The organism is Anatilimnocola aquadivae, assembly GCF_049819085.1.
GTDB lineage: Bacteria > Planctomycetota > Planctomycetia > Pirellulales > Pirellulaceae > Anatilimnocola.
In genome coordinates, this window is the sequence record NZ_CP187419.1 from 1,331,922 (window position 1) to 1,358,509 (window position 26,588).

Annotated in this window: 25 protein-coding genes; 13 read left to right on the plus strand and 12 right to left on the minus strand. The window is 58.7% G+C overall.

Features of this window, described 5'->3' with window-relative positions; all coding sequences use genetic code 11:
- Nucleotides 1-237 precede the first annotated feature (237 nt).
- Complete coding sequence (locus NA78x_RS05230) at nt 238-1,218, plus strand: IS30 family transposase (protein ID WP_425615609.1); 981 nt, start codon at nt 238-240, stop codon at nt 1,216-1,218.
- 188 nt (nt 1,219-1,406) lie between these two features.
- Nucleotides 1,407-2,243, plus strand: coding sequence for a hypothetical protein (locus tag NA78x_RS05235; RefSeq protein WP_425617373.1), 837 nt, complete (start codon nt 1,407-1,409; stop codon nt 2,241-2,243).
- A 42-nt stretch (nt 2,244-2,285) separates the two neighbouring features.
- Here NA78x_RS05235 and NA78x_RS05240 read toward each other — a convergent pair whose 3' ends face one another.
- The 4 genes from NA78x_RS05240 to NA78x_RS05255 form a co-directional block, all read right to left on the minus strand.
- Nucleotides 2,286-2,717, minus strand: coding sequence for a hypothetical protein (locus tag NA78x_RS05240; RefSeq protein WP_425617374.1), 432 nt, complete (start codon nt 2,715-2,717; stop codon nt 2,286-2,288).
- 97 nt (nt 2,718-2,814) lie between these two features.
- Nucleotides 2,815-3,099, minus strand: coding sequence for a hypothetical protein (locus NA78x_RS05245; RefSeq protein WP_425617375.1), 285 nt, complete (start codon nt 3,097-3,099; stop codon nt 2,815-2,817).
- A 181-nt stretch (nt 3,100-3,280) separates the two neighbouring features.
- Nucleotides 3,281-3,892 carry an ATP-dependent Clp endopeptidase proteolytic subunit ClpP gene (gene clpP / locus NA78x_RS05250; RefSeq protein ID WP_425617376.1) on the minus strand — a complete coding sequence of 204 codons (612 nt, stop codon included), beginning with the start codon at nt 3,890-3,892 and terminating at the stop codon, nt 3,281-3,283.
- 64 nt (nt 3,893-3,956) lie between these two features.
- Nucleotides 3,957-4,589, minus strand: coding sequence for a ClpP family protease (locus NA78x_RS05255; RefSeq protein WP_425617377.1), 633 nt, complete (start codon nt 4,587-4,589; stop codon nt 3,957-3,959).
- A 403-nt stretch (nt 4,590-4,992) separates the two neighbouring features.
- On the opposite strand from NA78x_RS05255, the gene NA78x_RS05260 reads away from it, so the two are divergent.
- From NA78x_RS05260 to NA78x_RS05280, 5 genes are all read left to right on the plus strand, one after another.
- Nucleotides 4,993-5,622, plus strand: a complete 630-nt coding sequence (locus NA78x_RS05260; protein WP_425617378.1) for a T6SS immunity protein Tdi1 domain-containing protein — start codon at nt 4,993-4,995, stop codon at nt 5,620-5,622.
- Nucleotides 5,623-5,625: 3 nt separating this feature from the next.
- Nucleotides 5,626-6,348, plus strand: a complete 723-nt coding sequence (locus NA78x_RS05265) for a GDSL-type esterase/lipase family protein (RefSeq protein ID WP_425617379.1) — start codon at nt 5,626-5,628, stop codon at nt 6,346-6,348.
- Nucleotides 6,349-6,474: 126 nt separating this feature from the next.
- Nucleotides 6,475-8,100, plus strand: coding sequence for a DUF1549 domain-containing protein (locus NA78x_RS05270; RefSeq protein WP_425617380.1), 1,626 nt, complete (start codon nt 6,475-6,477; stop codon nt 8,098-8,100).
- A gap of 51 nt (nt 8,101-8,151) precedes the next feature.
- A complete protein-coding gene (locus NA78x_RS05275) occupies nt 8,152-9,450 on the plus strand; it encodes a DUF1501 domain-containing protein (RefSeq protein WP_425617381.1) in 1,299 nt (432 codons plus the stop codon).
- Nucleotides 9,451-9,504: 54 nt separating this feature from the next.
- On the plus strand, nt 9,505-9,963 hold the full coding sequence (locus tag NA78x_RS05280; protein ID WP_425617382.1) for a hypothetical protein: 459 nt from the start codon (nt 9,505-9,507) through the stop codon (nt 9,961-9,963).
- Here the strand turns inward: NA78x_RS05280 and NA78x_RS05285 are convergent.
- Together NA78x_RS05285 and NA78x_RS05290 are read right to left on the minus strand one after the other, a co-directional pair.
- The gene (locus tag NA78x_RS05285; protein WP_425617383.1) at nt 9,944-10,411 is read right to left on the minus strand and encodes a hypothetical protein; all 468 of its coding nucleotides are present in this window, start codon (nt 10,409-10,411) and stop codon (nt 9,944-9,946) included. The genes NA78x_RS05280 and NA78x_RS05285 overlap by 20 nt on opposite strands.
- 443 nt (nt 10,412-10,854) lie before the next feature.
- A complete protein-coding gene (locus NA78x_RS05290; protein ID WP_425617384.1) occupies nt 10,855-12,318 on the minus strand; it encodes a hypothetical protein in 1,464 nt (487 codons plus the stop codon).
- Between the two features lie 609 nt (nt 12,319-12,927).
- Here NA78x_RS05290 and NA78x_RS05295 point away from each other — a divergent pair.
- Nucleotides 12,928-13,494, plus strand: a complete 567-nt coding sequence (locus NA78x_RS05295; RefSeq protein WP_425617385.1) for a hypothetical protein — start codon at nt 12,928-12,930, stop codon at nt 13,492-13,494.
- A 341-nt stretch (nt 13,495-13,835) separates the two neighbouring features.
- On the opposite strand, the gene NA78x_RS05300 is transcribed toward NA78x_RS05295, so the two are convergent.
- Nucleotides 13,836-14,387 carry a PSP1 C-terminal domain-containing protein gene (locus NA78x_RS05300; RefSeq protein ID WP_425617386.1) on the minus strand — a complete coding sequence of 184 codons (552 nt, stop codon included), beginning with the start codon at nt 14,385-14,387 and terminating at the stop codon, nt 13,836-13,838.
- A gap of 199 nt (nt 14,388-14,586) precedes the next feature.
- Here NA78x_RS05300 and bioB point away from each other — a divergent pair, with 199 nt between their 5' ends.
- The 3 genes from bioB to NA78x_RS05315 all read left to right on the plus strand — a co-directional run bounded on the left by bioB (nt 14,587) and on the right by NA78x_RS05315 (nt 19,585).
- Entirely contained in the window at nt 14,587-15,621 is a 1,035-nt protein-coding gene (gene bioB / locus NA78x_RS05305) for a biotin synthase BioB (RefSeq protein WP_425617387.1), read from the plus strand.
- 185 nt (nt 15,622-15,806) lie between these two features.
- The gene (locus NA78x_RS05310; protein ID WP_425617388.1) at nt 15,807-18,143 is read left to right on the plus strand and encodes a PSD1 and planctomycete cytochrome C domain-containing protein; all 2,337 of its coding nucleotides are present in this window, start codon (nt 15,807-15,809) and stop codon (nt 18,141-18,143) included.
- Between the two features lie 14 nt (nt 18,144-18,157).
- Complete coding sequence (locus NA78x_RS05315) at nt 18,158-19,585, plus strand: DUF1501 domain-containing protein (RefSeq protein ID WP_425617389.1); 1,428 nt, start codon at nt 18,158-18,160, stop codon at nt 19,583-19,585.
- Between the two features lie 17 nt (nt 19,586-19,602).
- Here the strand turns inward: NA78x_RS05315 and ruvA are convergent, their stop codons facing one another.
- From ruvA to ispF, 4 genes are all read right to left on the minus strand, one after another.
- Complete coding sequence (ruvA, locus tag NA78x_RS05320; RefSeq protein ID WP_425617390.1) at nt 19,603-20,244, minus strand: Holliday junction branch migration protein RuvA; 642 nt, start codon at nt 20,242-20,244, stop codon at nt 19,603-19,605.
- 74 nt (nt 20,245-20,318) lie between these two features.
- The gene (gene ruvC, locus NA78x_RS05325) at nt 20,319-20,945 is read right to left on the minus strand and encodes a crossover junction endodeoxyribonuclease RuvC (RefSeq protein ID WP_425617391.1); all 627 of its coding nucleotides are present in this window, start codon (nt 20,943-20,945) and stop codon (nt 20,319-20,321) included.
- Nucleotides 20,942-22,507, minus strand: a complete 1,566-nt coding sequence (cysS, locus tag NA78x_RS05330; protein ID WP_425617392.1) for a cysteine--tRNA ligase — start codon at nt 22,505-22,507, stop codon at nt 20,942-20,944. The genes ruvC and cysS overlap by 4 nt, the downstream gene beginning before the upstream one ends.
- Before the next feature lie 265 nt (nt 22,508-22,772).
- Nucleotides 22,773-23,252 (minus strand): 2-C-methyl-D-erythritol 2,4-cyclodiphosphate synthase, encoded by a 480-nt coding sequence (gene ispF / locus NA78x_RS05335; RefSeq protein WP_425617393.1) that lies wholly within the window; start codon nt 23,250-23,252, stop codon nt 22,773-22,775.
- Between the two features lie 246 nt (nt 23,253-23,498).
- Here ispF and NA78x_RS05340 point away from each other — a divergent pair, with 246 nt between their 5' ends.
- Nucleotides 23,499-24,821 carry a TIGR03009 domain-containing protein gene (locus NA78x_RS05340; RefSeq protein WP_425617394.1) on the plus strand — a complete coding sequence of 441 codons (1,323 nt, stop codon included), beginning with the start codon at nt 23,499-23,501 and terminating at the stop codon, nt 24,819-24,821.
- Between the two features lie 21 nt (nt 24,822-24,842).
- On the opposite strand, the gene NA78x_RS05345 is transcribed toward NA78x_RS05340, so the two are convergent.
- Entirely contained in the window at nt 24,843-25,517 is a 675-nt protein-coding gene (locus NA78x_RS05345) for a DUF2293 domain-containing protein (protein WP_425617395.1), read from the minus strand.
- A gap of 115 nt (nt 25,518-25,632) precedes the next feature.
- Between NA78x_RS05345 and NA78x_RS05350 the strand changes: the two genes are divergently transcribed.
- Nucleotides 25,633-26,571 (plus strand): hypothetical protein, encoded by a 939-nt coding sequence (locus tag NA78x_RS05350; protein ID WP_425617396.1) that lies wholly within the window; start codon nt 25,633-25,635, stop codon nt 26,569-26,571.
- Nucleotides 26,572-26,588: the final 17 nt, after the last annotated feature.

The following is a 26,588-nucleotide window of genomic DNA, read 5'->3' on the forward strand; positions in this document are numbered from 1 at the left end:
GCACCAGCGGCGGCGCACTTCGCTGCCCAACACGTCAGCCACGTAGTAACGACGTCGGTACGCCGCGCACCGCGCATCTCGCCGCTCGCTCAATCGACCAGGCTTTTAAAGAACACTTCGAGATTGGCGCTGTCACACTTGAAGTGTCCGCTATCACGGGCGGAATTTGCGTGAAGATCCACCGCCGGGGAGTTTGAATGAGGTTAGTTCAACCACTCTTCAAACGGAGTCCCGGCGATGGAAGAGCGACAAACCTATCGGCATTTTACGTTGGTCGAGCGGCAGGTCCTAGCGCAGCTGGTGGCCATGCGCGCCACGCAGCAAGAGATGGCAAGCTGCTTGGGTCGTGACGTGCGAACGATCCGAGCCGAGCTCAAACGCAACTCGCGTTATGGCGGCTACTCTGCGTGCGAAGCGCAACGCTTGTCCGAACAGCGGCGTTGCCAGGCTCGACAGAAGTGCCGCAAGTTACGCCGACCCGAGTTGGTGGCAGTCGTCACGGCAGGGCTCCGTAAGCGCTGGTCACCCGATCAAATCGCCGGTCGTTTGAAGCGGCAATTCCCGTGCGAACCGCAGCGTCGCTGCTCCAGTCAAACGATCTACCGCTGGATCGACACCGACGATTTCGGTTACCTTTGGCGGCGAATGTTGCGAAACCACAAACGCCGCAAACCTCGTGCGCGGCAGGTCAAGTCACCGGCGCGCGAGATCGCCGGGCGGCCCGAGATCATCAACCTACGCGAGCGAATCGGCGACTGGGAGGGAGACACGATCGTCGGCCGTGGCGGGCGGGCCTCGCTGGTCAGCCTCGTCGAACGGAAAACCGGCTTCGCCTTGCTGCTCCCAGTGGAGAACCGCTGTGCTCCCACGGTGAACAACGCGATAAAACGGCGCTTAGGCACGCTTCCACCCGAGGCTCGGCACTCGCTGACATTCGACAATGGCTCCGAATTCGCCGGTTACCAAGAGCTGATGTCGAGTCTGTCACTCGACATTTATTTCGCCACTCCACGCTGCCCTTGGCAACGTGGTAGCAACGAGCATTTCAACCGCCTGGTCCGCGAGTTCTTCCCCAAAGGCACCGACCTGCGTGGCCTGAATCGGCGCAAGCTGGCCGAGGTGCAGCGGTTATTGAACCAACGACCACGCAAACGCTTAAACTATCAAACCCCCGACGAAATCTTCTCCGAATTCTGCCAGCGGACACTTCTAACTTGACAGCGCCATTGTCGTGAGTCAGCGACTGTTTGTCAAGTGTTCTTTCTCAGTTGGTGTCGACTTAACAACCAAACAGCTTAAGTGACGCGATTTTCCGAAAATACCTTATCTGCCTAGGCGAGGCAAAACCCCGCATTAGAATGGGCGCACTAACTTGATCGACCTACCTTAGCGATGGACAGAGCACCATGAGCCTCGACGCCAACAAGTTGAAAGACGCGAGTATTCGCGATGCCTATAAGAAGGCGGGCAAAAAGATCAACGGCAGCGAGATGGCTACGATCATTCGCGCCGCGCTCGATAAAAAGGTGGTCTCCGCGAACGAAAAAACAGATCTCCGCAAAATTTTGGAACACGCTGACCTGACCGACAAAGCGCGCGAGCGCGTCGATGAGTTTCTCAGCCGCAGCTTTAAGCTGCTCAAGGGCGCGGCACGTAAGAAGGTGGTGCAGACCATTTATGGTGCGGGAAACGTGAAGCGAATTTGCTTTCGCGACCCGGTACATGGCGTGCATTACGAACCGCGTCACTACGAAGAGATCGCGAGTCTGATTGCCGATGACGATATCGACGTTTGGGAATACGAGGTTGCGGAAGGCTACACCGGCAAGAAGCCGCTCGGCTATTACAACTCCAGTGACGACAACCTGTTCATCCGCAAGGTCAATCGCACCGCACTGCAGCGGCAATCGACGATCGTGCACGAAGCCACCCATGCCATTCAGGACAAGTCGAACGTCAAGTTGCCCCGCCGCGATGCCGAAGCTGCGGCGCACGTCGCCCAGGCGGTGATGCTGCTCACCGTCGATCCCACCGAAGAGTCGCTCTATCACCGCTTGAAGCGGCCGAACATTCTGGGGGCCGCACGCAAGGTATTAACGGCGAAAAAGATCTCGGTGCTGACCGAGAAAGACTTCAAGAAGATGCACGAAGACCTGGCCGACGCCTACGAAAACGACACGATGAATTTCGACAGCGAGTGGTACTCGTTCTTCGAAAGCTTGGCGTTTCATCTGTCGACGTGATGACTCAACATCACGACACTTTTTCCTATTCTTAGCACCTTGTCATCGCTGGACGTAGTACGCCAGTTCCACCATCAAAAGTGTGGTCCAGCCACATAGCTGCCGGATGCTGAAGCGTCCCTGCGAAAAGCAAAGGATGCCTACAGGCGCGAGAACCGTCAGAATCAATGGTAAGGGAATACAGCAGGAGTAGTACGTCACATTCGTCTGGTTGCGTGAGAAGTAGCTGTCTTGCGCGCGCAAGAACACGAGGCCTCCCAGCGGTATTCGCGGCGGATGCGGTTCGATGAACCATTTGCCCCGCTGGCTTCCCGTGTCATCGTCAACGAATATCAGCGCTGCTCCAGCATCTACGCCAACCTCAAGATTGTCTGACCGATAGCCCATCTTGCAAACCGCACTGGCTGCCCAAGCGATAGTCGTTAGCAGCGCCAGCGAGGCAACCGACAACGAAGCAAGCTTGTAAAGTCGCATGTATCGATCAGGTTGCTCGACTATTTTCGAGAGTTTCGCCTCGAGCACAGGATGGCCTCCGCCAGCGAACCGAGCAAGCAGGTCGTCGTTGGCGAGATCACTCCGCCTGGTCGGGCTTGGCAACTTCTGGCCAAGGGTACTCCCGCGTGATCTCTCCGCTAGGGAGTTTGTAGTGAACCACGCCATCAATCTCAAAGCAAATCGCGATCCCCCGGTGAAGACTTGCCTGCTGTGCCTTCGCGACGGCCGTATGCATGGTGTCCATGTCTTCAATCACCCCCGGCGAAGGGCTGTTCTCAAGAGCCTTCTTCACCGCAGCCTGCATCGTCTCGAGTGTCTCATCAGCGAGACGATTGAGTTCCGCCAGCGATTGCTCGGGCATAAGCGGTGCTTCTCGATATGGGTTTGAACGGACCGCTCGCTCAATCACGGCGCGAACGGCTTGGCCAGCACTGCAACGCTAACGCCTCGAAGCGCGCTCCTCGCTGACGCTTCGGGTTTCCTCAAGGCGAGTGAACTGCGTTCACCTCGCCTCGTGTCTCTCGCACCTCGCCTCTTCCTGCCTACTCGCCCTTCGAAGCGGTGCCGAGGTTCGGCATCCGTTCGAGCACCTTGTCGATCAGGCGATATTCCTGGGCTTCTTCGGCCGACATGAAGCGATCGCGGTCGGTGTCCTTCTCGATCTTTTCGAGCGGGTGACCGGTGTGCTTGATCATGATCTCGTTCATCTTTTGCTTGATGCGGCGGAACTCTTTGGCGTGAATCAGAATTTCTTCCGCCGTTCCCTGCATGCCCGCCAAAGGTTGATGGATCATGATGCGGGCGTTGGGCAGTGCGAACCGCTTGCCGGGCGTACCAGCGGTGAGCAGCACGGCGCCCATCGAGGCCGCCTGGCCGATGCAGTAGGTGGCCACATCGCAGGTGACGAACTGCATGGTGTCGTAAATCGCCATGCCGGCGCTGATGCTGCCGCCGGGCGAGTTCACGTACAAGTGAATGTCGGCCTTCGGGTCATCAGATTGCAAGAACAGCATTTGCGCGACGATGGCGTTAGCCATTTCGTCGTTCACTTGCGTGCCGAGGAAAATGATGCGGTCTTTCAGCAGGCGGCTGTAGATGTCGTAAACCCGCTCTTCGCGGCCGCTCTTTTCGACGACATAAGGAATCATGGGCATCGGAGCTACTCCGTCAGTATGGATGTGCGCGTGGAATGAATTGGATGTCGAGGCTGGACCGAAATTACTTGTCGGTATCGGCCAGCATCTCGGGGGCGACGGTGTGCTTCAGCACGTCGTCGACCAGACCATAAGCCTTGGCTTCTTCGGCCGACATGAAAAAGTCGCGATCGGTGTCCTTCGCGATTTTGTCGATGGCCTGGCCGGTATGCTTCGACATGATGCCGTTGAGCACGTCGCGGTAGCGAAGAATTTCGTTGGCTTGAATTTCGATATCGCTGATCTGTCCACCTACCTGACCAGCAGGCTGATGCATCATCACGCGGGCATTTGGCAGGGCAAAGCGCTTGCCCTTGGTGCCACCGGTCAGCAGCACGGCCGCGCCGCTAGCAGCCTGTCCCACGCAGTACGTGGCAATCGGGCAGCTGAGAATCTGCATCGTGTCGTAAATGGCAAGGGTCGCCACGACATCGCCACCGGGCGAGCTGATGTAGAAGTGAATGTCCTTGCGGCGATTTTCGCTCTGCAAATAAAGCAGTTTCATCACCACTTCGTTGGCGTTGCCGGCGTAGATCTCGCCTTGCAAGAACACAATGCGGTTCTCGAGCAGCAAGTCGCCGAGGGTCAACTGGCGTTGCCGTTGAACGCTCTGGTAAGACTGCGAGTTGTCGATCCGACCGGGCAAATACGGGTTCATTCGGGGCGATCCTTCCTCAAGGAGAGATGCAGCAACGACTGGCAGGCCTCAAACTCTTCCTGCCTGATGCAATTACTCGTGCCGCTGCTCGTGCAACTATCTGTGCGTATTATTCCGCCGCGGGCTCTAGCGGACTAGCCCACCTCTTGTCGGCTGGGCTGGAGCGCTGGCGTTCAAGATTATCTCGCGATTCCCGCAGAACCCGTAATCGTCACGACCGACAGACCTTTCTAGGTGAGATTGGCCGGTAAATGCCGGCAAACATCGCTTTGTTCAGCACATGCGAGACGAGCCTGCCTGCTGGTTGCATTTGCATTTTCCGCAGCCCATCATGCACGTTCGCTTGGACGACGACGGACGCGACTCTCCTCAATTTCCGCTAGTCTCAATAAGGAACCCAGCCGTGGAGTTTGAGCAGCATTACACGCGCGATATCCCCGCCGGTGAGCCTGCTGGCAATTTGAAGATCCTGGAGCAGATCGAACCTCATGCGACGGGCATTCAAGCATTTTTTGCGAAGTATGCCGGCGCGACGTTCAACCGGGGCCTGTTTCGCATTCTGCCCCTCGACCAGATTCGCAAGTGGACCGACATCGCCACCGAAATGTTCCCGCAGTACAAGGGAAAAATGGTCGTCTTCTCGTCGGACTGGCGCGGCCAGCTTTACGCCCTGAATGCGAAACGCTTGGATGGCGACCAGTACCAGGTTCAGTTGCTCGACCCGGCAACCAGCGAGACGCTGAACATCCCCGCCACTTTCAACTCGTTTCTAAACGACGAATTGGTGAACTACCCCAACGACTCGCTGCAAGTCGAATTATTTCAAGAGTGGCTCGCGGCCGGCAAACCAGCACCCGCTGCCAACGAATGTGTCGCCTACATCAAGCCGCTGCGCCTGGGAGGCGTCGATGACGCGACGAACCAGGAAGTGACCGACATGGAAGTTTATTGGTCGTTCGAAACACAAATTCAACAGCAAATTGCCAATCTACCACCCGGTACCAAAATCGATCGAATCAACATCCAGGAATAACTCATGCGCACGACTTGCCTCTGCCTCTTTAGTCTCGTACTTGCCGCTTCGTTGTCGCCCGCTCAAGAGCCACCGGTGAAGAAAGCCGAGCAGGCGAAAACGCCCGCCGTGCCCGCTGCCGAGAAGTGGGAAAAAGAAATCGCGGCCATGCTCGCCAAGGACGAGAAGAATCCGCCGCCGGAAGAAGGAATCGTCTTTACCGGCAGCAGCAGTGTGCGGCTGTGGGACTTGCCCAAATCGTTCCCAAATCTGCCGGTGGTGAATCGCGGCTTCGGGGGCTCGCAGATTCATGATGCCACCAAGTATGCGACCAAAATCGTCACGCCGCTGAGGCCAAAGCTGGTCATCTTCTACTCGGGCGATAACGATCTGAAGTCGAACAAGACGCCCGAGAAAGCAGCGGCCGATTTTCAAGAGTTCTGCGCGGTCGTTCATAAAGAACTGCCGAATACGCCCATCTGGTTCATCGCCATCAAGCCCTGCCCATCGCGCTGGTCGCTCTTCGAGGTGCAAAAGAAGGCCAACGACCTGATTCGCCAGCAATGCGAAGCCGACTCCCAGCGGCTGCTGTATGTCGACATTGTCCCCGCCATGCTCGGCAGCGACGGCCAGCCCATGCCGGAACTGTTCGTCAAAGACATGCTGCACATGAGCCCCGCCGGCTACAAAATCTGGAACGACCAGCTTCACAAACTGCTTGCCGAGCACAAACCGCTCGGGAAATGAGGGCTACAAGGGCCGTTTCTCGGCCTTACCCGCGAATAAATCGCCCCTCGCGGCCGAAACACCCGGTATCGGGCAGGGTTTAGATTGCTGGAACGAGAGAATTGCCCGGTTGGAGGAGTCACCTATATGAGTTGCTATCGAGCGTGGATCGCGGTTGCCCTGTTGGCGGGTTGCTGCCAGTTGGTTTCGGCCGCAGAAGAGCCTAGCCAGGTGGCCGCCAAAGCCGACGAACTGCTGGCCGGCGAAATGGGCCTGGGCAATAAGTCCAAACCCGTGCCGCTGGCCGACGACGAGATCTTTCTGCGTCGCGTCACGCTCGACGTGCAAGGCCGGCTCCCCACAACCGCCGAGATCACCACCTTTGCTCTCGATCCGGCCAGCGACAAACGAGCAGTCGTCGTGCGCAAGTTGCTGGCCGATCCTCGCTACGGCGAGAACTGGTCGAAGTACTGGCGCGACGTCATCATGTACCGCGCGACCGAACAGCGGGCTCAGCTGATTGCCGGCGTGTTGACCGAATACCTGCGCGATTCGCTCAATCAAAACAAACCGTGGAGTACCGTCGCCACCGAGTTCATCACCGCCTCCGGCGACGGCCTCACCCAGGGCGAGACGGCACTCATCATTGCCCAAGAAGGCAAGCCCGAAGAAACGGTCTCCGAGATCTCGCGAATTTTTCTCGGCGTGCAGATTCAATGTGCGCAGTGTCACGATCATCCCACCGACCGCTGGAAGCGAGAACAGTTTCACGAGTTGGCTGCGTTCTTCCCGCGCGTCTCTTCGCGTGTGATTCTCACGCCCGAGAACCGCAGCATCACGGTTGCCGTGGCCGAGTTCGGCGAAGAGCCGTTCGAGCGAAACGGCAATCGTGTCCGCGGCTCAGCCGAGCATCGCATGAGCGATCTGAAGAACCCGGACGCCAAAGGCCGCATGATGAAGCCGGTCCTGTTTGCCACCGGCGATTCGGTGCCGGTCACCACGCGCGATAGCGACCGTCGAGGACAACTGGCCGAATTCATCACCAAGCCTGAGAACCCTTACTTTGCCCAGGCACTGGTGAATCGCCTGTGGTCGGAACTAGTCGGCGAAGGTTTTTATGAGCCCGTCGATGACATGGGGCCCGATCGCGAAGGCAACGCGCCGCGCACGCTCGAACACCTCTCGACTGCCTTCGCCTCCACAGGGTACGACGTAAAGTGGCTCTTCGAAACGATCACCTCGACGCAAGCCTATCAGCGGGCCAGTCGCTCGCGGCGCAATCCAGAACAAGTGGCGTTCGTCGCCAACGTGCCGCAACGATTGCGGGCCGATCAATTGTTCGACAACGCCCTCGCCGCTCTCGGTGCCCGCGAACCGGCAGGGATGGCTGGCCCCGCATATGGCCCGGGAGCCCGCTTCGGTCGTGGTCCGCGGCAACAGTTTGCCACGGTGTTTGGCTACGACCCCAGCGAACGCCGCGACGAGGTAGCCGGCACCATTCCGCAAGCGCTCGTGATGATGAACTCCAGCTACTTCAACGGCCTGCTCGATGGCCGCAGCAGTCGCACGGCACTCGGCAAACTGCTCACCGAAATCAAGGACGACCGGGCGCTCATCAGCGAGTTGTACTTGCGAACCTTGGCTCGCGAACCGAGCAGCAAGGAAGTCGATACCTGCCTGGCACATGTCGCGGCCATTCAGAATCGCACCGAAGCGTTCGAAGATATTTCCTGGTCGCTGCTCAATTCGACCGAGTTTTTGTATCGCCGCTAGTTCAATTGTCGGTTAACCGAGCCGCCTGCCGCCGCTCTCGTAGGTACTACCATGAACACTCAACTTCACCATCAGCTGCAATTGCAATTTTCCCACAATGGCCAACTGCAGCGGCGCGATTTTTTGAAGGCCATTGCCGGCACCACCGCTGCCGCGAGTGGTCTCGCCTGGTCCGATCAGCTCACGGCTAGTGCCGCCGACCTGCGCAAGCAAGGCAAGGCGTGCATCCTGCTGTGGATGCAAGGTGGCCCCAGCCAGTTCGAGACCTTCTCGCCCAAACCGGGGCACGATAACGGTGGCGAGACCAAGGCGATCAGCACTGCGGTGCCGGGGATCGAAATCGCCGCTGGCTTGCCGAAGACCGCGGCGATGATGAAGGATCTGTGCGTCATCCGCTCGATGAACAGCCGCGAAGGTGCTCACCCGCGGGCAACCTACTTGATGCACACCGGCTACTTGCCCACGGCGAGCGTGAAGTATCCCACGCTCGGTTCGATTGTCTCCCACGAGATCGGCGATCACGGGGCGGAACTGCCCAGCTTTGTGCGGATCGGCGCGGGCCGCTTTGGCGATAGTGCTGGCCTGCTGGGTGTCGACTACGATCCGTTTGTGATGCAATCGGCGAGTCGCTCGCCAGAGAATACCTCGCTGCCGACGTCTTCGGCCCGCTACGGCCGCCGGCTCAATCTGCTCGGCAAGTTGGAACAAGACTTTGCCGCCAAGGGTGGCCAGCAGGAAGTGGCCGATCATCAAAAGGTCTACGATCGCGCGGCCAAGATGATCCTCAGCCCGCAGATGAAAGCCTTCGATCTCGACCAGGAATCGGCCGGCACACGCAAGCTGTATGGCGATTCCGAATTCGGCAAAGGCTGCCTGCTCGCTCGCCGTTTGGTGCAAGCGGGTGTCACGTTCATCGAAGTGTCGCTCGGCAACTGGGACACGCACTTCGACAACTTCACCAACACCACGCGGCTTTGCGGCCAACTCGATCAACCGTTCGCGGCGCTCATTGAAGATCTGAAGCAGCAAGGAATGTTGGACAACACCCTCGTGCTGTGGATGGGCGAGTTTGGTCGCACGCCGAAGATCAATCCGCGGTCGGGCCGCGATCACTTCCCGAAGGCCTTCAACATGGCCCTTGCCGGCGGCGGCGTGAAGGGCGGGCAAGTGATCGGCAAGACAAACGCCTCGGGCGATTCGGTGACCGATAGCCCCGTGAACGTCAACGACATGCTGCGAACCGTCGTCAGCGGCCTCGGCATCAATGCCGATAAAGAGAACATGAGCAACATCGGCCGCCCCATCAAAATCGTCGACGGCGGCAAACTGGTGCCTGGCATTTTTGGTTAACATCACGATTTCCCCCCAAGACACGGCGCGCGTCATGTTTTTCGAGAGGTCACGATGGACACCAAGGAGCCAGTTGCCCCGCAGCGAAAGTTGGTCCGCATTGTTCTCGGAGCGGTGATTTCGGTCGCGGTGATCGCCGGCGTATCTTCCTGGTGGATCGCACGCCCCAGAAACTCAGCCCACGAATTCATTCGCCTCGTCTCGACAGGAAGCTTTGCCGAAGCCGACGCCATGTTAGCCGGGGCATCGTCGATCGAACGCGAAGCAGACGGCAACGTCGTAATCACCAGCAATGATGGTACCGCGTTCACGTTCCCCACGAACGAACTCCCTCTGCAGGGAATGGACAACTTCTACTATCAGCCGCGGCCCAGCAACTTCGACTATCTGGCCGGTCGCTATCACTTTCCCCTGGTTTCGGCCGGCCCGGCCGTGCGGGGCGACCTGCAGGAACCCTCGCTCGTCTCGGCCGTCGCCACGACCGCGGGGATTGTCATCGTTTCGGTGAAATGACGACATATCCAGTTCCATCCTCAATTCCGGTGACAACGCCGTCAAAGGCTTCGATCAATGCCACCAGGCAGCCAACCCCGCCGTAGGGATAGGCCCAAGCATTGAATTTGAGCCGCGCGTCGCCGTCTGCCGACCGCTCACAATTCAGCAACTCGTATTCACCATTCACAAACGAATCGATCAGCGAATCGAAGTCCCATTTCGCTCCCACGGCCTGATTCGTGGGAGTCAACAGGATTGGGCGCGTCCGCAGATCTTCTAGTCGCTGGCGGCGCCTGTCATCCTGAAGCCAGACAAAGCTGCCCAGGGACTCGGCATCGAAGAATTCGAGTAATTCCTCGTTCGAGCGCCAGTCGTCTACGTCCTTATTTCGCTTCAGTTCGGCGAAGGCACGCTGAAGTGGCGCAAATCGCGCGGCAGGAATCGAGAAGTCAATGTATTCGCTCAAAGTGTAAATCCCGAAATGGATGCAGCTACCCGATGCTCTGACCGTACTCGCCCAGCGAACTGATTCAAAACCGAATTGAGCCGTCGTCGTGCCTTCCAGCTGACGACAATTCTTTTGAAAACGTGCTTGCGAACGAATCACCACTGTTAGCTGGGAGTTATGACATGCGAACTAGTTCGTTCGCAGTTCGATAGCTATTGATCTGTATTGATCTGTTGAGAAGGTAGGTGTTCTTGGTTAATCGAGCGGCTGGCGGCCGTTCCCCTGTATTTCCTCCCTCGCCTCTGTACTCCGCAATTTTGTTCGGCACAATAGTTGTTGTGGGTTCGGGGAGGGCGGGGGTTAATTGGCTTTTGCACTACTGCGTGGCAACATCGCCCAACCCGCTCGCGAACTCTCCCTGCCTTCCACTCCGCAATCCGAACTCCCCATTCCCCACTTCCTCAAAAACTCTCCTCCACCGTCTGCACAGGAAACTTACTCGGCGGCGGCTCGATCCAGTTCGTTGGTACCAGCCGGCGAAAGCCTTCTGCCTCTTGCACTAATCGGCCGCGGGCGTCCACGCTGAACGCCGAGCCCGGCTTCGGCGTGTAATTCTCCGGCGCTGAAGGATGCCGCTCCGTCGTAAACGCCGGCGCCGTCGACCGCAGTAACTCAGTCGTAGGGCAGGAAGAAGAGGGGGAGTGTGGAAGAGCGGGAGAGGGGGAGATTTTGGAGTCCAGTTGAGGCTGCTCTCGACCTTCTTCCTTCTGCCCCCGCGTTTCTTCCTTCCGCCCCCGGGCCTGCCCCGGGGGTTCAACGGCTTTTGCACTACCGCGTGGCAGCATCGCGTCGCCCGCTCGCCAACTCTCCTGCCCCTCATTCTGCAATCTGCCTTCTTCCTTCTGCATTTCCTTGATAACTTTTTCGTCGATAATTTCAGCGATAACCACGTCGTCGCTATCCTCTACTACCTCAACGACTTCGCACGATTCCACCACTGGTATTTCCGGTGTTTTTCCGCCTTCGGTGATAACCGTTTGATAACCATTTTCGGACGTGCTGAATCCATCTTCCTGCCCCCGCGTTTCTCCCATCCGCCCCCGGGCCTGCCCCGGGGGTTCAACGGCTTGTGCACTACCGCCCGGCAACATCGCGCGGCCCGCTCGCGAACTCTCCTGCGAACCCAGCCCACCTTCCCAGCGCTCGCCCCTCACCCCAACCCTCGCCCCTGAGTACAGAGGAGAGGGAGCAAAGACAGTGGCAACTTCTTCTAGCTTCCCCTCATTCTGCATTCTGCGTTCTTCCTTCTGCCTTTCCTTCTCCCTTTCCTTCGCCTCCCACTTCTCTACTTCCGGGAGCGCCGCATCGATCCACCGCCGCTGTTCCGCCATCCGCTCATCGTGCGTCATCTCAGGCTCTTCGGGCAGCCTGTTCTTCGTGTCGAAGTCGACCGTGCCATCAAGTTTGATCCCCTCAAACTTCAGCATCTTTTCACTCATGCGAATCGCATCGTTGAGAAATCGCGGATTGCCATCGCGAGTCTTGATGGTCGACTCCTTCATCAATTCGCCCTTAAAAACGCGGTCTTTAATGGTTCCCGCTGCCTTTTGCGACTCCCGCCACTTCTCGCACATCTGCGAGTACCCCATATCCAACCGTCGCTTGTGCTGCCGCGTCAGCATGTGCAAGCGCTGAATGCGCCCTTGCTCGCTCTTGTGCTCCGTCTCGCGATTTGTCGTTAGTTCCGGCTCGCCTTCCCAGCGCTGCAGCTTGTGAAAAATCTTGCTCACCGCAGGCTGCGAAATTCCAAACTCCGCCGCCACCATCCGCTGCGAGACCCCATGCGTCGAGCATCGCTCGTAGATCTCCAGATCCCGTGGCTTCGGCGCGCGGAAGATGCTGTTTGCTTTCTTTTTCTTGCTCATGTTTCGAACTCCGGGTGCGGGAAAGAGAGAGACAAATGCGTGCGCGCGCATTCGCATTTCCTCGGTTAACCAAGAAAACCGGCCTCTCACTCACTCCAAACTGATGCACAACTACGCACGACATAGTACGTATATCATCACCAATATCTAGCCCTGGCGATTCTTTCGCAAGTACTTTTTAAAAAATCTTCCGGATCCAGAAACCTCATCGGCAGTGCCTGATGTGTAGCGGCGTTCAGCCAGACAGATGGCGGCTCACGTACCTTTTTGCCAGCAGGCTGCAGCAATGCTACCGGTCGCTTGCCTTCAGCCAGAACCGTAAGTCCGTGGAGTCGTCGGGCTGTGAGATTCGGTCATAGTCAAATTCGACGTCACGAATCGTTGGCAGTTTCACCCTGTGGTAAAACAGCTCTTGAGCCGATCTGAAACTAGCCAAGTCGATTTGCAGCGCCGAGCACTCGATGGTGCCGCCCGCAGCTGGTCAAGTGACGCACTTCACCAGCGCATCTCGCCGTTGCCCGTCCAACGCTCAGAGTGAGGTCCCCTCGCATCGATTCAGGGTGGAGTACCGACCTAACCTACGGAGCTACCTACCTAACAGGATTTTGAATGTCAGCCACACAAGTTTGCCCGATTTGTTCGACTGCTGTTGAGCCCGTTCCTCGCTACCCAAAATATTTGTGCTCGACTTGTGCCGCTCAGGCTAAATCGAGGGATGGTCGTTCGGTCGTATTTAGTAACGCCGACGCGACTGGCGGATTTGTGGCCCACTTTGCCGATGAAGGTAGCCCATATTCCAGCCACGAGTGTTTTGTTTCTGGCATCAAGTGCTACGCAGACGAGGCTCGTTTTGGTGGAATTGTGATTCAGCGTACCGACGAGCCGGCAGGCCACTGGGAAGCTGTTCGTAGGCTTGTGGGTACTGATCTAACGACACTGAATCAGAAGAGATCATTTACGGTTGATGAGGTCAATGAGAAGCACCTGCTCGTCAGCCCATCGGTGGGAAGTGGGAAGAAGCGAACAATCCTACGAGAGCGGGTTGAGTTCATTGCAAATCTGGGAATTCCTAGAGATGAAATTCGCAAGCGGGTTCTTCGCGAGTATCCGGCAAGCCGAAATGCGTCGTACATTGCAGCCATCCTTCATCAGATCTCACTAAGCCAAAAAATCTGAAGAACATTTCTCGTGCTGTGAACCGGAAGAGCGGTCTGCCATCGGCCGGTGGCACGGGCATTTTTCTGGGTGCCCGTGCCTGGTGTGTAGCAGGGTTCCGCCAGGCAGATGGCTGCTCACGCACCTTTTTGCCAACAGACCGCAGCAATGCTACCGGTCGATCGCGTGCGGGCGAAATCGGTGCGTGCTTCTATCCGTGGGACCAAAAGTGGTTGGTGTGCAGGAGCAATAAGACGCGGCGATTCAAGGCAATTTCAGCCGCCGTGCCGGTCTACCGATTGTCAGGTACGGGGTACCTGGACCTACTTGGCGTACTGGCCATCGGGAACAGTTCTACTTGCTTAGTGCGAGTGATGAACTCGTGGGCTGCAGGCGGCAGCGACGGCACAGCCTGCGCAGCCGCCGCCGGGACCCGTGCCGCAGGCGCCACCTTCGGCCTCGGGCGTGCCACAGCCTGGGCCGCAACCCTGAGTGAGCAGGTCGGCAAACTGATGGAACTGCACGGTCGCGGCGTAGGTCTGGGCCAGCTCGGCGGTGAGGGCATCGACTTCGGGAGTGGTATCGCCGAGAAAGTAAAAGAACAGATGTTGGCCATCGAAGAGAAGTTCGACTTCGGCCAAGGCAGCGGGAATGTTGTGGTCGGCGAGGAGCTTTTCGCAATCGAGAAAAGCTTGCTGGCGATTCTTGTCGAGGCGAGCGAGGAGCAAATCGTCTTCGACCCCCACGCGGCGGAGGATGCTTCCCTGGGTACTACCGCGGTAGTTATCGGTTTCGTTAGCGACCGGCGAGAGGACCTCGCCCACTTCGAGCCCGCGTTCGGTGCGGCAGACGACGCGAGCGCCTCGCGCATAGCGAGCGCCGTCACTCGCCCCAAAACGAGAGACCTGTCCCATCACGCCAAAACGAACCCAGTGCTGGCCTAACACAAGTTACCGCCTATGGTTAAAATCGATCAGCTTTCGCGGCCGGATGTGACCCGACCGCGAAAGAGCCAGTTCATCTTGATCGAGATGCGTACCGCTGCCTAGATGACAGCCGGGCGCATGTCGCTACCGTCCGCTTGCTGTACCGCTTGTTGTTTTCGAGGATTGCATGATTCAGCCTTCTCCCATGATGAGTGCCGTTGAGACGTCGACCGATTGGGCGGATCTCGCGCGGCGGGTCCTCGCCGGTTATCAACTGACCGAAGACGATGCGCTAGGCATTCTGCAAGCGCCCGACGATCAACTGCTCGAGATCATGGGTGCGGCCTACAAGGTGCGCCATCGCTACTGGAGCAATACGGTCCAGCTCTACTTTTTGATGAACGCCAAGAGTGGCCTCTGCCCGGAAGATTGCTCGTACTGCTCGCAGAGCAAGGTGAGCGAAGCGGAGATCCCCAAGTACAACCTGCTAAGCCGTGAAAAGTTGATGGCTGGGGCCAAGATGGCCGCCGAACGGAAAAGCGGAACGTACTGCATTGTGATCTCGGCCCGCGGTCCCAGCGAGCGCGAGATTCGCGCCGTCGAGACCATCGTGCCGGAGATCAAAAAGGAATATGGCCTGAATGTCTGCGCGTGCCTCGGCCTGCTCACGCCGGAACAAGCCCAGCGATTGGCCGCGTGTGGCGTCGACAAGGTGAATCACAACCTGAACACCAGCCGCGAGTACTATCCGGAAGTCTGCAGCACGCACACTTATCAGGATCGGGTCGACACGCTCAATGCTGTTCGCACGGCAGGCCTCAAGCTGTGCAGCGGCGGCATCATCGGCATGGGTGAGAAGGACGTCGATGTCGTGCGGATGGCGTTCGAACTACGCGAGTTGGGCGTCGAGTCAATTCCGCTCAACTTTCTCAATTCGATCGACGGTACGCCGCTGGAAAAGAACGCCCGGCTGAATCCCCGCTACTGCCTCAAGGCGCTGGCCATGTTCCGGCTGGCGAATCCCGCCAGCGAGTTACGCATCGCCGGCGGTCGCGAGCTGCATCTTGGTTCGCTGCAGGCACTCGGTCTGTATGCCGCGAACTCGGTCTTTGTCGGCGACTATCTCACCACCAGCGGGCAGGCTCCCTCAGCCGACTACAAGATGATCGAAGAGATGGGCTTCGTCGTCACCAAGTGTGAAGACGGCGGCAGCTGTGCGTAAATCGGTCTGAGTACCGGCAACAAGCGGCACTCCGCGCGATGTTTCGGCATCGCCTTGCCTTTTCGAACGCGCACGAAAACATGCCGCAAAGGGGCTGGAAAAGCTTGCCTTCGGGGGGCTAAGTGGCGTAGGGTGTAAGTTCCTGCTGTGTGTGTCGCCTACCTTCCGACAGCTCGTCTGGTGCCATGAAAATCTCTCCCGTTGCGATTGCCGCGTTCTTGCTTGCGACCAGCCTGCTGGCGGCCGCTCCCGTTGACTACATCCGAGAAGTTAAACCGCTGCTGCAGGCCACCTGTGTGAAGTGTCACGGCACGCATACGCAGAAGAGCGACCTCAAGCTCGATACGGTTGCCAATGCGCTGAAGGGTGGCGTCAGCGGCCCCTCGATCGTGCCCGGCAAAGCGAGCGAAAGCTTGCTGATTCTGTCGCTTGACGGCAAGCACGAATACATTCCCAAGATGCCCTACAAGCGGCCGCCGCTCGATGCCGCGCAGGTTGCCCTGCTCAAGCGTTGGATCGATGAGGGAGCCAAAGCTCCCGCCGACGAACAACCGAGCGACGATCGTCACTGGGCGTTCATTGCTCCCGAGAAACCGCCGGTACCATCGCTGGGCAACGTGTCGCTCCATCCGATTGATGCCTTCGTGCGCCAGCGACTTGCCAAGGAAGGACTCACTCCTGCGCCGGCTGCGGATAAAACGACGCTCGTGCGCCGCGTGTATCTCGACCTGCTCGGCTTGCCGCCGACCCCCACGCAGGTGCAGGCCTTCGTCGACGACAAAGACGAACGAGCCTACGAAAAGCTGGTGGTGCAGATTTTGGAATCGCCCCACTACGGCGAACGCTGGGGCCGCTGGTGGCTCGATCAGGCCCGCTATGCCGATTCGAATGGCTACAGCATCGATGCCCCGCGGCAGATCTGGAAGTTCCGCGATTGGGTCATTGATGCCATCAATGCCGATATGCCCTTCGATCAATTCAGCGTCGAGCAACTGGCCGGCGACATGTTGCCAGCAGCGACCGATCTGCAAAAGGTCGCCACCGGCTTTCATCGCAACACGCAAATCAATCAAGAAGGTGGCATCGACCCCGAGCAGTTCCGCATCGAGAGCGTCGTCGATCGCGTGGGCACCACCGCGACCGTGTGGCTCGGCCTGACTGTCGCGTGCGCGCAATGCCACGACCACAAATTCGATCCCATCTCGCATGCCGAGTACTACCAGTTTTTTGCCTTCTTTAACAACCAGTCGGAACCGACGCTGAAGGTGATCGACAACAACATCGATCCGGTCGAGATCGCCGCCGAGATGAAGGAGCTCGAAACCAAGATCAAAGCCTATTTCGCCGACCAGAAGGAAGAGTTCGCCGCGTGGGAACGCGATCTGGGCGAGATGTCGAAAAAGTTGCTCTCGAAGGAGAACATCAAGGCACTGAATGTGCCCGCCGAGAAACGAACCTTCGATCAAAAGCGGACCCTCTTTGCGATGGGCCCCGGCGCGGCCGATCAGGATTATCGGGCACTCAACGAGCGTTATCAGGAACTGCAGGCATTGCAAAACAGCGGCATCAGTACGCTGGTGATGCAGGAGATGCCGCAGCCTCGCAAGACAACCATTTTCATCAAGGGAGACTTTACGCGCCCCGCCGATGAAGTGCAGGAAGGTGTGCCGGCGGTGTTGCCAAAGTTGAAGCTCGATCGCCGCGGCAATCGGCTCGACCTGGCGAAATGGCTGGTGAGTCGCGAAAACCCGCTGACTGCCCGCGTGATCGTGAATCGTGTGTGGCAGCAATATTTTGGTCGCGGGCTGGTCGAAACCGAAAACGACTTTGGCACCATGGGTGCTGCTCCGACACATCCCGAGTTGCTCGATTGGCTGGCGGTCGAGTTCATGGAGAGTGGCTGGAGCCTGAAAAAGCTACATCAGCTGATTGTCACCTCCGACACCTATCAGCAAAGCAGCACCGTGACGAAAGATCATCCAGCGCTGCAAAAGGATGCTCGTAACTATTTGCTGTGGCGACAAACACGGCTGCGACTCGATGCCGAAGTGGTCCGCGATGTGTCGCTGGCGGCGAGCGGCCTGCTCTCGCAAAAGATGGGCGGCGCGCCGGTCTATCCGCCGATTCCGGAAGGGGTGCTTGGCCTGGGACAAGTGAAACGTCCTTGGCCGCTGAGCAAGGGAGAAGATCGCTATCGCCGCGGTCTGTACACGTTTGTTTTCCGCTCGACTCCGCCGCCGTCGCTGAGCGTATTCGATGCTCCCGAGGGCTTCAGCACGTGTACGCGTCGCATTCGCAGCAATACGCCGCTGCAAGCACTCACGCTGCTGAACGATGCCAGCCATTTTGAGTTTGCCCAGTCCTTGCAGAAGATCATCGAGCGCGAGGGCTTGCCCGCTGCGTTTCAGCGGTGCGTGGCTCGCCCGCCCACCAAGGACGAGCTGGCCGTGCTCGGCAAACTCGATTCGCTGACGATTGCCCGCGTGCTGCTCAACCTGGACGAAACCATTACTCGCGAATAGTCGCCTCTCTCCATATGACTCCCGAACAAAACAACATTCTGCGTGATGTCACCCGCCGGCACTTCTTTCAGGAGTGTTCGCTGGGCATTGGTGCTCTCGCTCTGGGCTCGCTGCTGGGCAATTCGGCCTCGGCCGCTGGCGGAGTCCCTGCGGGTGGGCACTTTCCCGCGAAGGCCAAGAACGTCATCTATCTGTTTATGGCCGGCGGCCCGTCGCAGCTGGAACTGTGGGACTACAAACCCAAGCTGGTCGAACTCAACGGCCAGCCCATTCCGCAGAGCTATATCGAAGGCAAACGCTTTGCCTTCATGGGGAGCAGCCACGGCGTGAAGTTGCTCGGCACGCGCAAGAAATTCGCGCAGCACGGCCAGAGCGGAACCTGGGTCAGCGACATGCTGCCGCACACGGCAAAAATTGTCGACGACATCAGCGTGGTCACTTCGTGCCAGACGAGCCTGTTCAATCACGCGCCCGCCAAGCTGTTCATGAACACTGGCAGCGGGCAGTTCGGCCGGCCGTCGATGGGTTCGTGGGTCACCTACGGCATCGGCAGCGAATCGCAGGACTTGCCGGGCTTTGTCGTGCTGCAAAGTGGCCCGCGCGGTCCTCGCGGCGGCGCGGTGAACTGGGGGAGCGGCTTTTTGCCGACCACCTATCAAGGCGTTCCCTTGCGCGGGCAAGGTGAGCCGATCTTGAATCTGTCGAACCCGGCGGGCATCGACACCGCGAAGCAACGCGCGGCCATCGATGCCGTTCGCGCGATGAACCAGCTTCGTCTGGCGGAAACGGGCGACGACGAAATCTCGACGCGCATCAATGCCTACGAGATGGCTTATCGCATGCAATCGAGCGCACCCGAACTGATCGATATCAGCGGCGAAACGCAAGGGACGCTCGATCTCTACGGAGTGAATCCGGCCAAGGCTTCTTTTGCCCGCAACTGCCTGTTGGCTCGCCGACTGGTGGAACGTGGCACTCGCTTCGTGCAGCTATATCACACCAACTGGGACAGCCACGGCGGTGCCGGCGAAACCCTGGAAGATGATTTTCCCAAGGTAGTGAAGGATGTCGACCAAGCCTGTGCAGCGCTGGTGATGGACCTGAAGCAACGCGACCTGCTCAAGGACACGCTCGTCATTTGGGGCGGCGAGTTTGGTCGTACGCCGATGGGTGAGAATCGCGAAAAGACCGGCCGCAATCACCACATCGATGCCTTCACCATGTGGTTCGCTGGCGGCGGCATCAAGCCCGGCACAACTTATGGCAAGTCGGACGAACTGGGCTTCAACGCGGTCGAAGATCCGGCGCACGTGCACGATCTGCATGCGACGATCCTGCACTTGCTCGGCATCGATCACCTGCAGCACACCTTCCGCTTCCAAGGCCGCGACTTCCGCCTGACCGATGTCCACGGCAACGTGATGAAAAAGCTGCTGGCGTAACGCAACGAATCGCTGCGTTATTCCCCCGCCGTCTTTTTCGTATGTGTCTGCTCGTAGATGGCGAGCAGCACCGCTTCGACGTCGGCGAACTTGCGTTTAGTTTTGAGGATCGCGTCGAGGCTTTTGCGGGCATCCTGTTCGGTGTGGCCCAGAGCGCGCAGCGCTTCGTACGATTCTTCCACGACGTCGCGTTTGATTTCAGCTTCGTACTTCACATCCTTGGCGATGAGCAGCGCGAACTTCGACATTTTGCGCCGCAGCTTGGCGATCACTCGCTCGCCAGTCGCCGCGCCGATGCCGGGGAGTGAAGAAAGCCCCTTAGCATCTTGTTCTTCGATCATTTCGGCGATGTCTTGCACGGGGCGAACCATGGCGCGGAGAGCCTTCTTGGCACCAAGCCCATCGACTGAGCAGAACATTTCGAAGAACTCGCGCTCGACCTCACTCATAAAGCCCACCAATCGCGGCGTGACGCGGCCGCGCGACGGATCGCCGTCGATGTAATAAATCGTCTGCAGCGAAACAGTCTGCCCGATCAGCTGCGACAGTGCGCGGCGCGTCGATTCGGCAATGAAGACCTGGTATTCAAAATGGTCTAACTGCAGCAGGGCCGAGTCTTCTTGAACCTTCAACAGTTGGCCGGTAATGCGGGTGATCATGGGGGAAGGGGCCAGAGGTTAGGGGCCAGGGACCAGGGGAAGTCGGAGGTCAGGAGTCGGAGGTCGGAAGAAAATCAACCAACGCCCCCGCCCCTGCGGCGGGGGTTGATTGGCTTTTGCACTAGGTCGGCGATAGGAGAGTCGGAGTCCGGCAGGCGGAAGGCTGGATTTTTTCTGACCCTTGCTCCCAGATCCAAGCTCGCAGCTCCCACTCGCCGATGAAAATGATGGCAAAGCGCAATCGCCATCGCGTCGGCGACGTCGGGAGGCTCGGGGGCTTTGCTAAGGCGAAACGGTTGAATCACCGCTTGCTGCACTTGAGCCTTCGGTGCGCGGCCGTTGCCGGTGAGCATTTTTTTGATCTTCGTGGCGGCATAGCTTTGCACTTCGATGCCGCCGAGCTGAGCGGCGAGCACGATCACGCCGCGGGCGTGACCCATCAGGATAGCCGTCGTCGGTCGTTCGTAATGCGAATAGAGTTGCTCGATGGCCATCACTTCCGGCGATAAGCTGGCGATGACATCGCGCACCCCTTCGTGAATTTCCTGCAAGCGAGCGGCGAGGCTTCCCTTGGTTTTACCGCGCACCACGCCCGCCTCGATCAGCTTGACTTGCTGGCCACAACTTTCGATCACCGCATAGCCAGTGATATTCAGGCCGGGGTCGATGCCGACGATGCGCAGCGTAGGAAGCGAGCTCATGTGCCGCTGCCGATCCGCCATTCCGTCGGCCCACCCTTTTTGTCTTCGAGCGTGATGCCACTTTCGGTCAGCTTGTTGCGAATCAGGTCGCCCGTGGCGAAATCCTTGTTCGCGCGGGCATTGGCTCGCAGTTCGATCAGCAGCGGCATCAGCTTATCGACGACACCATCGCCGCCCCCGCCCCGCTTGGGCTGCACGGTCTTGAAGACGCCGAGAATCGCGGTCAGTTCGCGGAGGATCTTGGTCGCCTTTACCAGCGTTTGCACGTCGGGATCGGAGAACACGGCCGGTTCCGGCGCCATGGTGGTGAAACGCTCAAGGTTCTTCTGATCGGCGAACTTGTTGAGTTCCCGGAGCATATCGAACAACTCAGCGATCGCGCCGCCGGTGTTGAAGTCGTCGTCCATCTTCTCCAGGAAGTTCTTCCGCTGTGCGGCCAACGTCTTTAGCAGGGGCTCTTGGGTATCGATCTCGTCCCCCTCTTTGCGCGTCTTGGCAAAGGGGAGATTGAAGTACCGCTGCTTGGTGATCTTTTGAAAGCGTTCGAAGAAGCGATAGAAACCGTCGAGCGACTTCGCTGTTTCCGCGAGCCCTTCTTCGCCGAACATGACCGTGCTGCGGTAATGCGTGCTGAGCAGGAAGAAGCGAATACGTTCGCCGCCCAGGCGGGCGATATCGTCGGCGAGGCCGCCGGCACCTTTCGACCGGCTCACCTTGCCGCCATCATCGGCTTCGGCCGCGCGATCTCCCTTGCCGCCGATCTTGCCGGCCGAGGCTGCTTTGCGCAACAGGCCGTTGTGCATCCAGTACTTCACCATCGGCTTGCCGTGGCAGCATTGGCTTTGAGCCAGTTCGTTTTCATGGTGCGGAAACATCAGGTCGAGACCGCCGCCGTGAATATCAAACGTCTCACCGAGAATTGCTTTGCACATGGCTGAGCACTCGATATGCCAGCCTGGCCGACCCTTGCCCCAGGGGCTGTCCCAGGCTGGTTCACCCGGCTTGGCTGCTTTCCACAGGGCAAAGTCGCCCGGGTTCCGCTTCTTCGAAGCATGCCCGCCGCCTTCGCCCTGCTGATCTTCGGGCGAGCGATTGCTGAGCTTGCCGTAGGCAGGATCTTTGGCGACATCGAACAGCACGTCGCCATCGGAGACGTAGGCGTGCCCCTTCTTAATCAGCGATGCGTTGAAGTCGATGATTCCCTGCATGTGCTCGGTCGCCTTGGGCATCTTGTCGATCTGATCGACCCCGAGGCCAGCGAGATTGTTGAGATAGTCGATGACCATCTCGTCAGCGATCGCAGCCATGGGAATGCCCCGCTCGTGCTGCTGCTGAATCAGCTTGTCGTCGACATCGGTGATGTTGACGACCCAGGTCACGTCGTAGCCGTTGTAGGTGAGATAACGCTTGATCGTGTCGAAGATCACCGGGCCCACCATGTGGCCGATGTGGCTCTCTTTATAGACCGTTGGTCCGCACAGGTAGATGCCCACCTTGCCGGGCTGCACGGTTTCGAAGTTTTCTTTGTTCTTGCTGAGAGTGTTGTAAACGCGGATGGTCATGGGTGTGGGGAGTTTAGAGTTTGAAGTTCGTAGTTTGAAGTTCGTAGTTTTGCTTATCTCACTCACGCCACCGCCCCTGCGGCGGTGGTTCATTGGCTTCTGCACTAGCTGGCGAGTAGGCCGCGGGCCGGAACAAGATGCTCCGCTGTTCCGGCAATCGGTAGTGCGATTGGCTGCGCGAGTTGGAATGGCTCTAGCGCAAAAGCCGTTAAACCCCCGGGGCAGGCCCGGGGGCGGATGTGGGAGTTGGGGCGGAAATGTTCGTTCATGAGGAAACCTCTTCCAGCAACACGATGCACTCGGTGCTGATCGCTTCTTCCCGGCCAATGGGGCCGACATTCTCACCGGTTTTGGCCTTCAGGCCGATGCGATCGACGGGAAGTTCCAAGATGCGGCTGATCTGTTCGCGAATCGCCGTTTTGTGCGGTAGCAGTTTCGGTCGTTGGGCAAAGACGATGCAGTCGAGATTGCCAATGCGATAGCCGGCGGCCTTTACGCGGTCGTGTGCCAGCCGGAGCATGTCGGCCGAGTCTCGGCCTTTGTTCTCGGGGGCCGTATCGGGAAAGAGCTCGCCGATATCGCCCAGGGCCGCTGCCCCGAGAATGGCATCGGTGATGGCATGCAGCAACGCATCGGCATCGCTATGGCCGATCAGGTGGTGGTCGTGAGGTATGGTGATGCCACCCAGCGTGAGCGGCCCCCCCTGACCCAGTCGATGCGTATCGTGACCAATGCCCACGCGCATACCGCGGAAATCCTTCTCCGAACTGCTGTCTCAAAACAGGCAAACTGCACAGTTTGTGCGGCGATTATATCGCGAGCTGGCAAAATCGACAATGCGAAGCTGGCGTGCAAGGCAATGTGCTAGTGAAAGCTGCCGTGGGAATAGGGGAATGCCTGCTGAAGAAACCGCATTTGAGAAAACGGGGGCTTCCGTTATCATTCGCCGAACCATCAACGCCCGCCACGCAACTATCGCAGGAAGTCACGGATGACTCGCGCGACCCGCACACTGTTTGTTCTGTTCGTTTCGTCGGTCTCGGCCGGCCAACTTGCGGCTCAAAACTATCAGCCTCAACTGCAGGGAACCAACCCGGCTGTCGCCCAGGCCAATCCCCCTTCGCGGTACGCCGTGCAGCAGCAGCCTGCGGGGCAAGCTCAGCCGCAAGGTCAGGCACGACCCGCCCAGGGTTCGGTGTATGGGCCACTTCCCTCACAAACGGGTCAGGCTGTTGCTAACGAAAACAATCCTGCGATTGGCGCGCAAGGCCAGGTCATGCAAGCTGCCGGTCAGCAGCCCATTCGCCAACCGGGACCCGGTGCTGCCGGGCAAGGCATCGTCGTGCCGGGCAACCCGCTCGGTGCGCCACGGGCCGCTGCACCCGCTTCGCCGCTACAGCCCGAGTGGTTCCCGCTCGATCCCAAGGTGCAAGCGTGGGTCGACGATGTACTCCGCTTTTGGGAAGAACGCAGCGACAAAATCAAGACGCTGGAATGCAACTTTCAAAAGTGGGAATACGATCCTTCGTACATGCCGAACGAAGCCCAACGGCTGCAGTTGGCCGGCAAGCTGCACGAACTTCCTTTCCGCGCTTACTCGGCGGGCACCATCAAGTACGCCTCTCCGGACAAAGGCCTGTTCAAGGTCGAGAATCTGCAATCGATCCAGCTCGGCAAGCCCGGCGAAAAGCACACGTACTTCACGCAGCCACCCGAGAACGGCGAGCACTGGGTCTGCGACGGCAAGCGAGTCTATGCGTTCGACTCACGCAGCAAGCAAGTGATTGAGCAAGTCCTTCCGCCGGAGATGCAAGGCAAAGCCCTCGCCGATGGTCCACTACCATTCATGTTCGGCGCGCGGGCCGAGACGATTAAGGCTCGCTACTGGATTCGTCCGCTGCAAGCCGAGAACAAGGGCGAGTACTGTCTCGAAGCCGTGCCGAAGTCCCGCCAGGATGCGGCCAATTTCAAGATGGTGCAGATCGTCCTCGACGAGAAAGAGTACCTGCCCGTGCGCATGCAAATCTTCGAAAGCGCCTTCAGCCCGCAGAACCCGCATCGCACCGCGTACATGTTCGACAAGCGCGTGGTGAATGCCGAGAACCCACTCCCCAAGCTGTTCGATCCCCTCAAACTCACCCCTTGGCATCGCGAGTTCTTCGAAGTGAAGACTCCCGCAGGCTGGAAGCGAATCGTGCAGAATCCTGAAGGCCCGCCGCAACCGGGTCCAAATGTCGCGGGCCCAGGTGCTGCAGCCGGTGCTCCTCCTGCACAGGCGACGCGTCCCATCGTGCAACCGTTTCAGAAGAAATAGCCTTGGCTCTTTGACGAGTGGCTATTTGAGCGCTGTTTGTAGCGGGCAGGTTTCCGGATTCACCGGAAAGTCCGAGCGGTACTGATTGAGCAACCTGCGAGATTGCTCGGCCAGTTCGCGGCGAACTTCGCGTCGTTCCCCCTTGATGCGGGCGATCTTCATTTCGTCGTAGGCGGTGGTTTGATGCCGCAGCCAGGCAATGACTGCTGCTTCGGCTCGCTGCTCGATTGGAATCCGCTCGGTGCGAGCCACAGTGCCGCTGCCGACGGGCGTGGCATGCGCGGTGACCGCGGTTGCCAGACGCTCTGCCAGTGCCGAATAGTGCGGGGCGAACCGTAAAAACAGCAACACGGCGCCGCGAAAATCTTCGACATACTCGCCTTGCTTCTTCTCGCGACGGGCAGCGCCGGCTGCTTTCCTTTTCGCATGCGCCGGGTCCGCTCGTTCGGCGGCGAGATCGGCGCGAATCTGTTCAACGGTCGCCGTCGGGCACCACATGCCGCGCGAGAAGAGTTTGCGGCCACGTTTCTCCTGCACGCTCCACGTTGGTCCCGCAAGCTTCACACGACGTGTAAGTGCAGCATCACCAGGGGGCAGCAGCATCCAGTCTACTGGCGCGGTAAGTACTTGCCCTTGGGCGGTGACAACGGTTCGCTCGGTAGGACCAACGGCGACGGTGAGATTCTGGTTCGGCATGGAGCTGAAATGCGGGAGTTTGTGGAATGGAAGTGTGTAGAGCCTGATTACAGCGGAAAGCTCGCGCGTCGACTAGACTGTGGAACTTGCCCCAAGCCTCTCGTGGGAGAATATCATGCTGGTTCGCTGCAGTCATTGGTTCTGTATCGTCATTCTGCTGTGCCTTGCTTTGGAGTCAGTTGCTTTGCAGGCGAGCGGTGAAGAACCAATCAAGCATTCCTTTTTGATTGCCGGCCCCACCTTCACGGGAATTATCGGCGAAGACGATTCTGAAGTGTGGAGTGCCGGTAGACCTGCCGCCCGTGATGGCTATGTCCTCGAAAATGGCAACGTCCTTATCGCTTGGGCCGATGAAGTGGTCGAGTTCACACGAGAGACGAAGGAAGTCGTGTTCCGCTACAAACGTGCCGCCGAGAACAAAGAGATTGGCACTGCTGAGCGACTGCCTGATGGTAAAACGCTGATCACCGAACTGGGGCCGAAGCCCCGCCTGCTGGAAGTCGATCGCGAGGGAAAGATCACGCTTGAGTTTCCCTTGCAGCCCGAAGCCGACAACGCTCACATGCAAACGCGCATGGCTCGCAAGCTGCCCAGCGGCAATTACCTGGTGCCACACTTGCTCGCCTTCAAGGTGAAGGAGTACACGCCGGAAGGGAAGATCGTTCGCGAGTTGAAAACTGATCTCGACTCGCTCGGCGGTCGCGCGGCGAAGAACTGGCCCTTCACGGCCATTCAGCTCGAAGGTGGCGAACTGCTCGTCAATCTCACCAACGGCAACAAGACGGTCGAACTCGACGCCGACGGAAAAGTCGTCTGGCAGATCAGCAATGCCGACTTTCCCAGCGAGCAACCGTTCGCCGATCCTTGCGGCGGTCAGCGCCTGCCCAACGGCAACACCGTCATCGCCAGCTATGGCTCGCAAAAACCGATCAAAGCCTTTGAAGTCACCGCCGACAAAAAACTCGTCTGGACCTACACCGGCAAGCATCGAATTCACGAGTTGCAGATTCTGACGACGAATGGCAAGCCCATCGAAGGAAAACCGAAGAAGTAGCTGGCTCTGGATTTCGA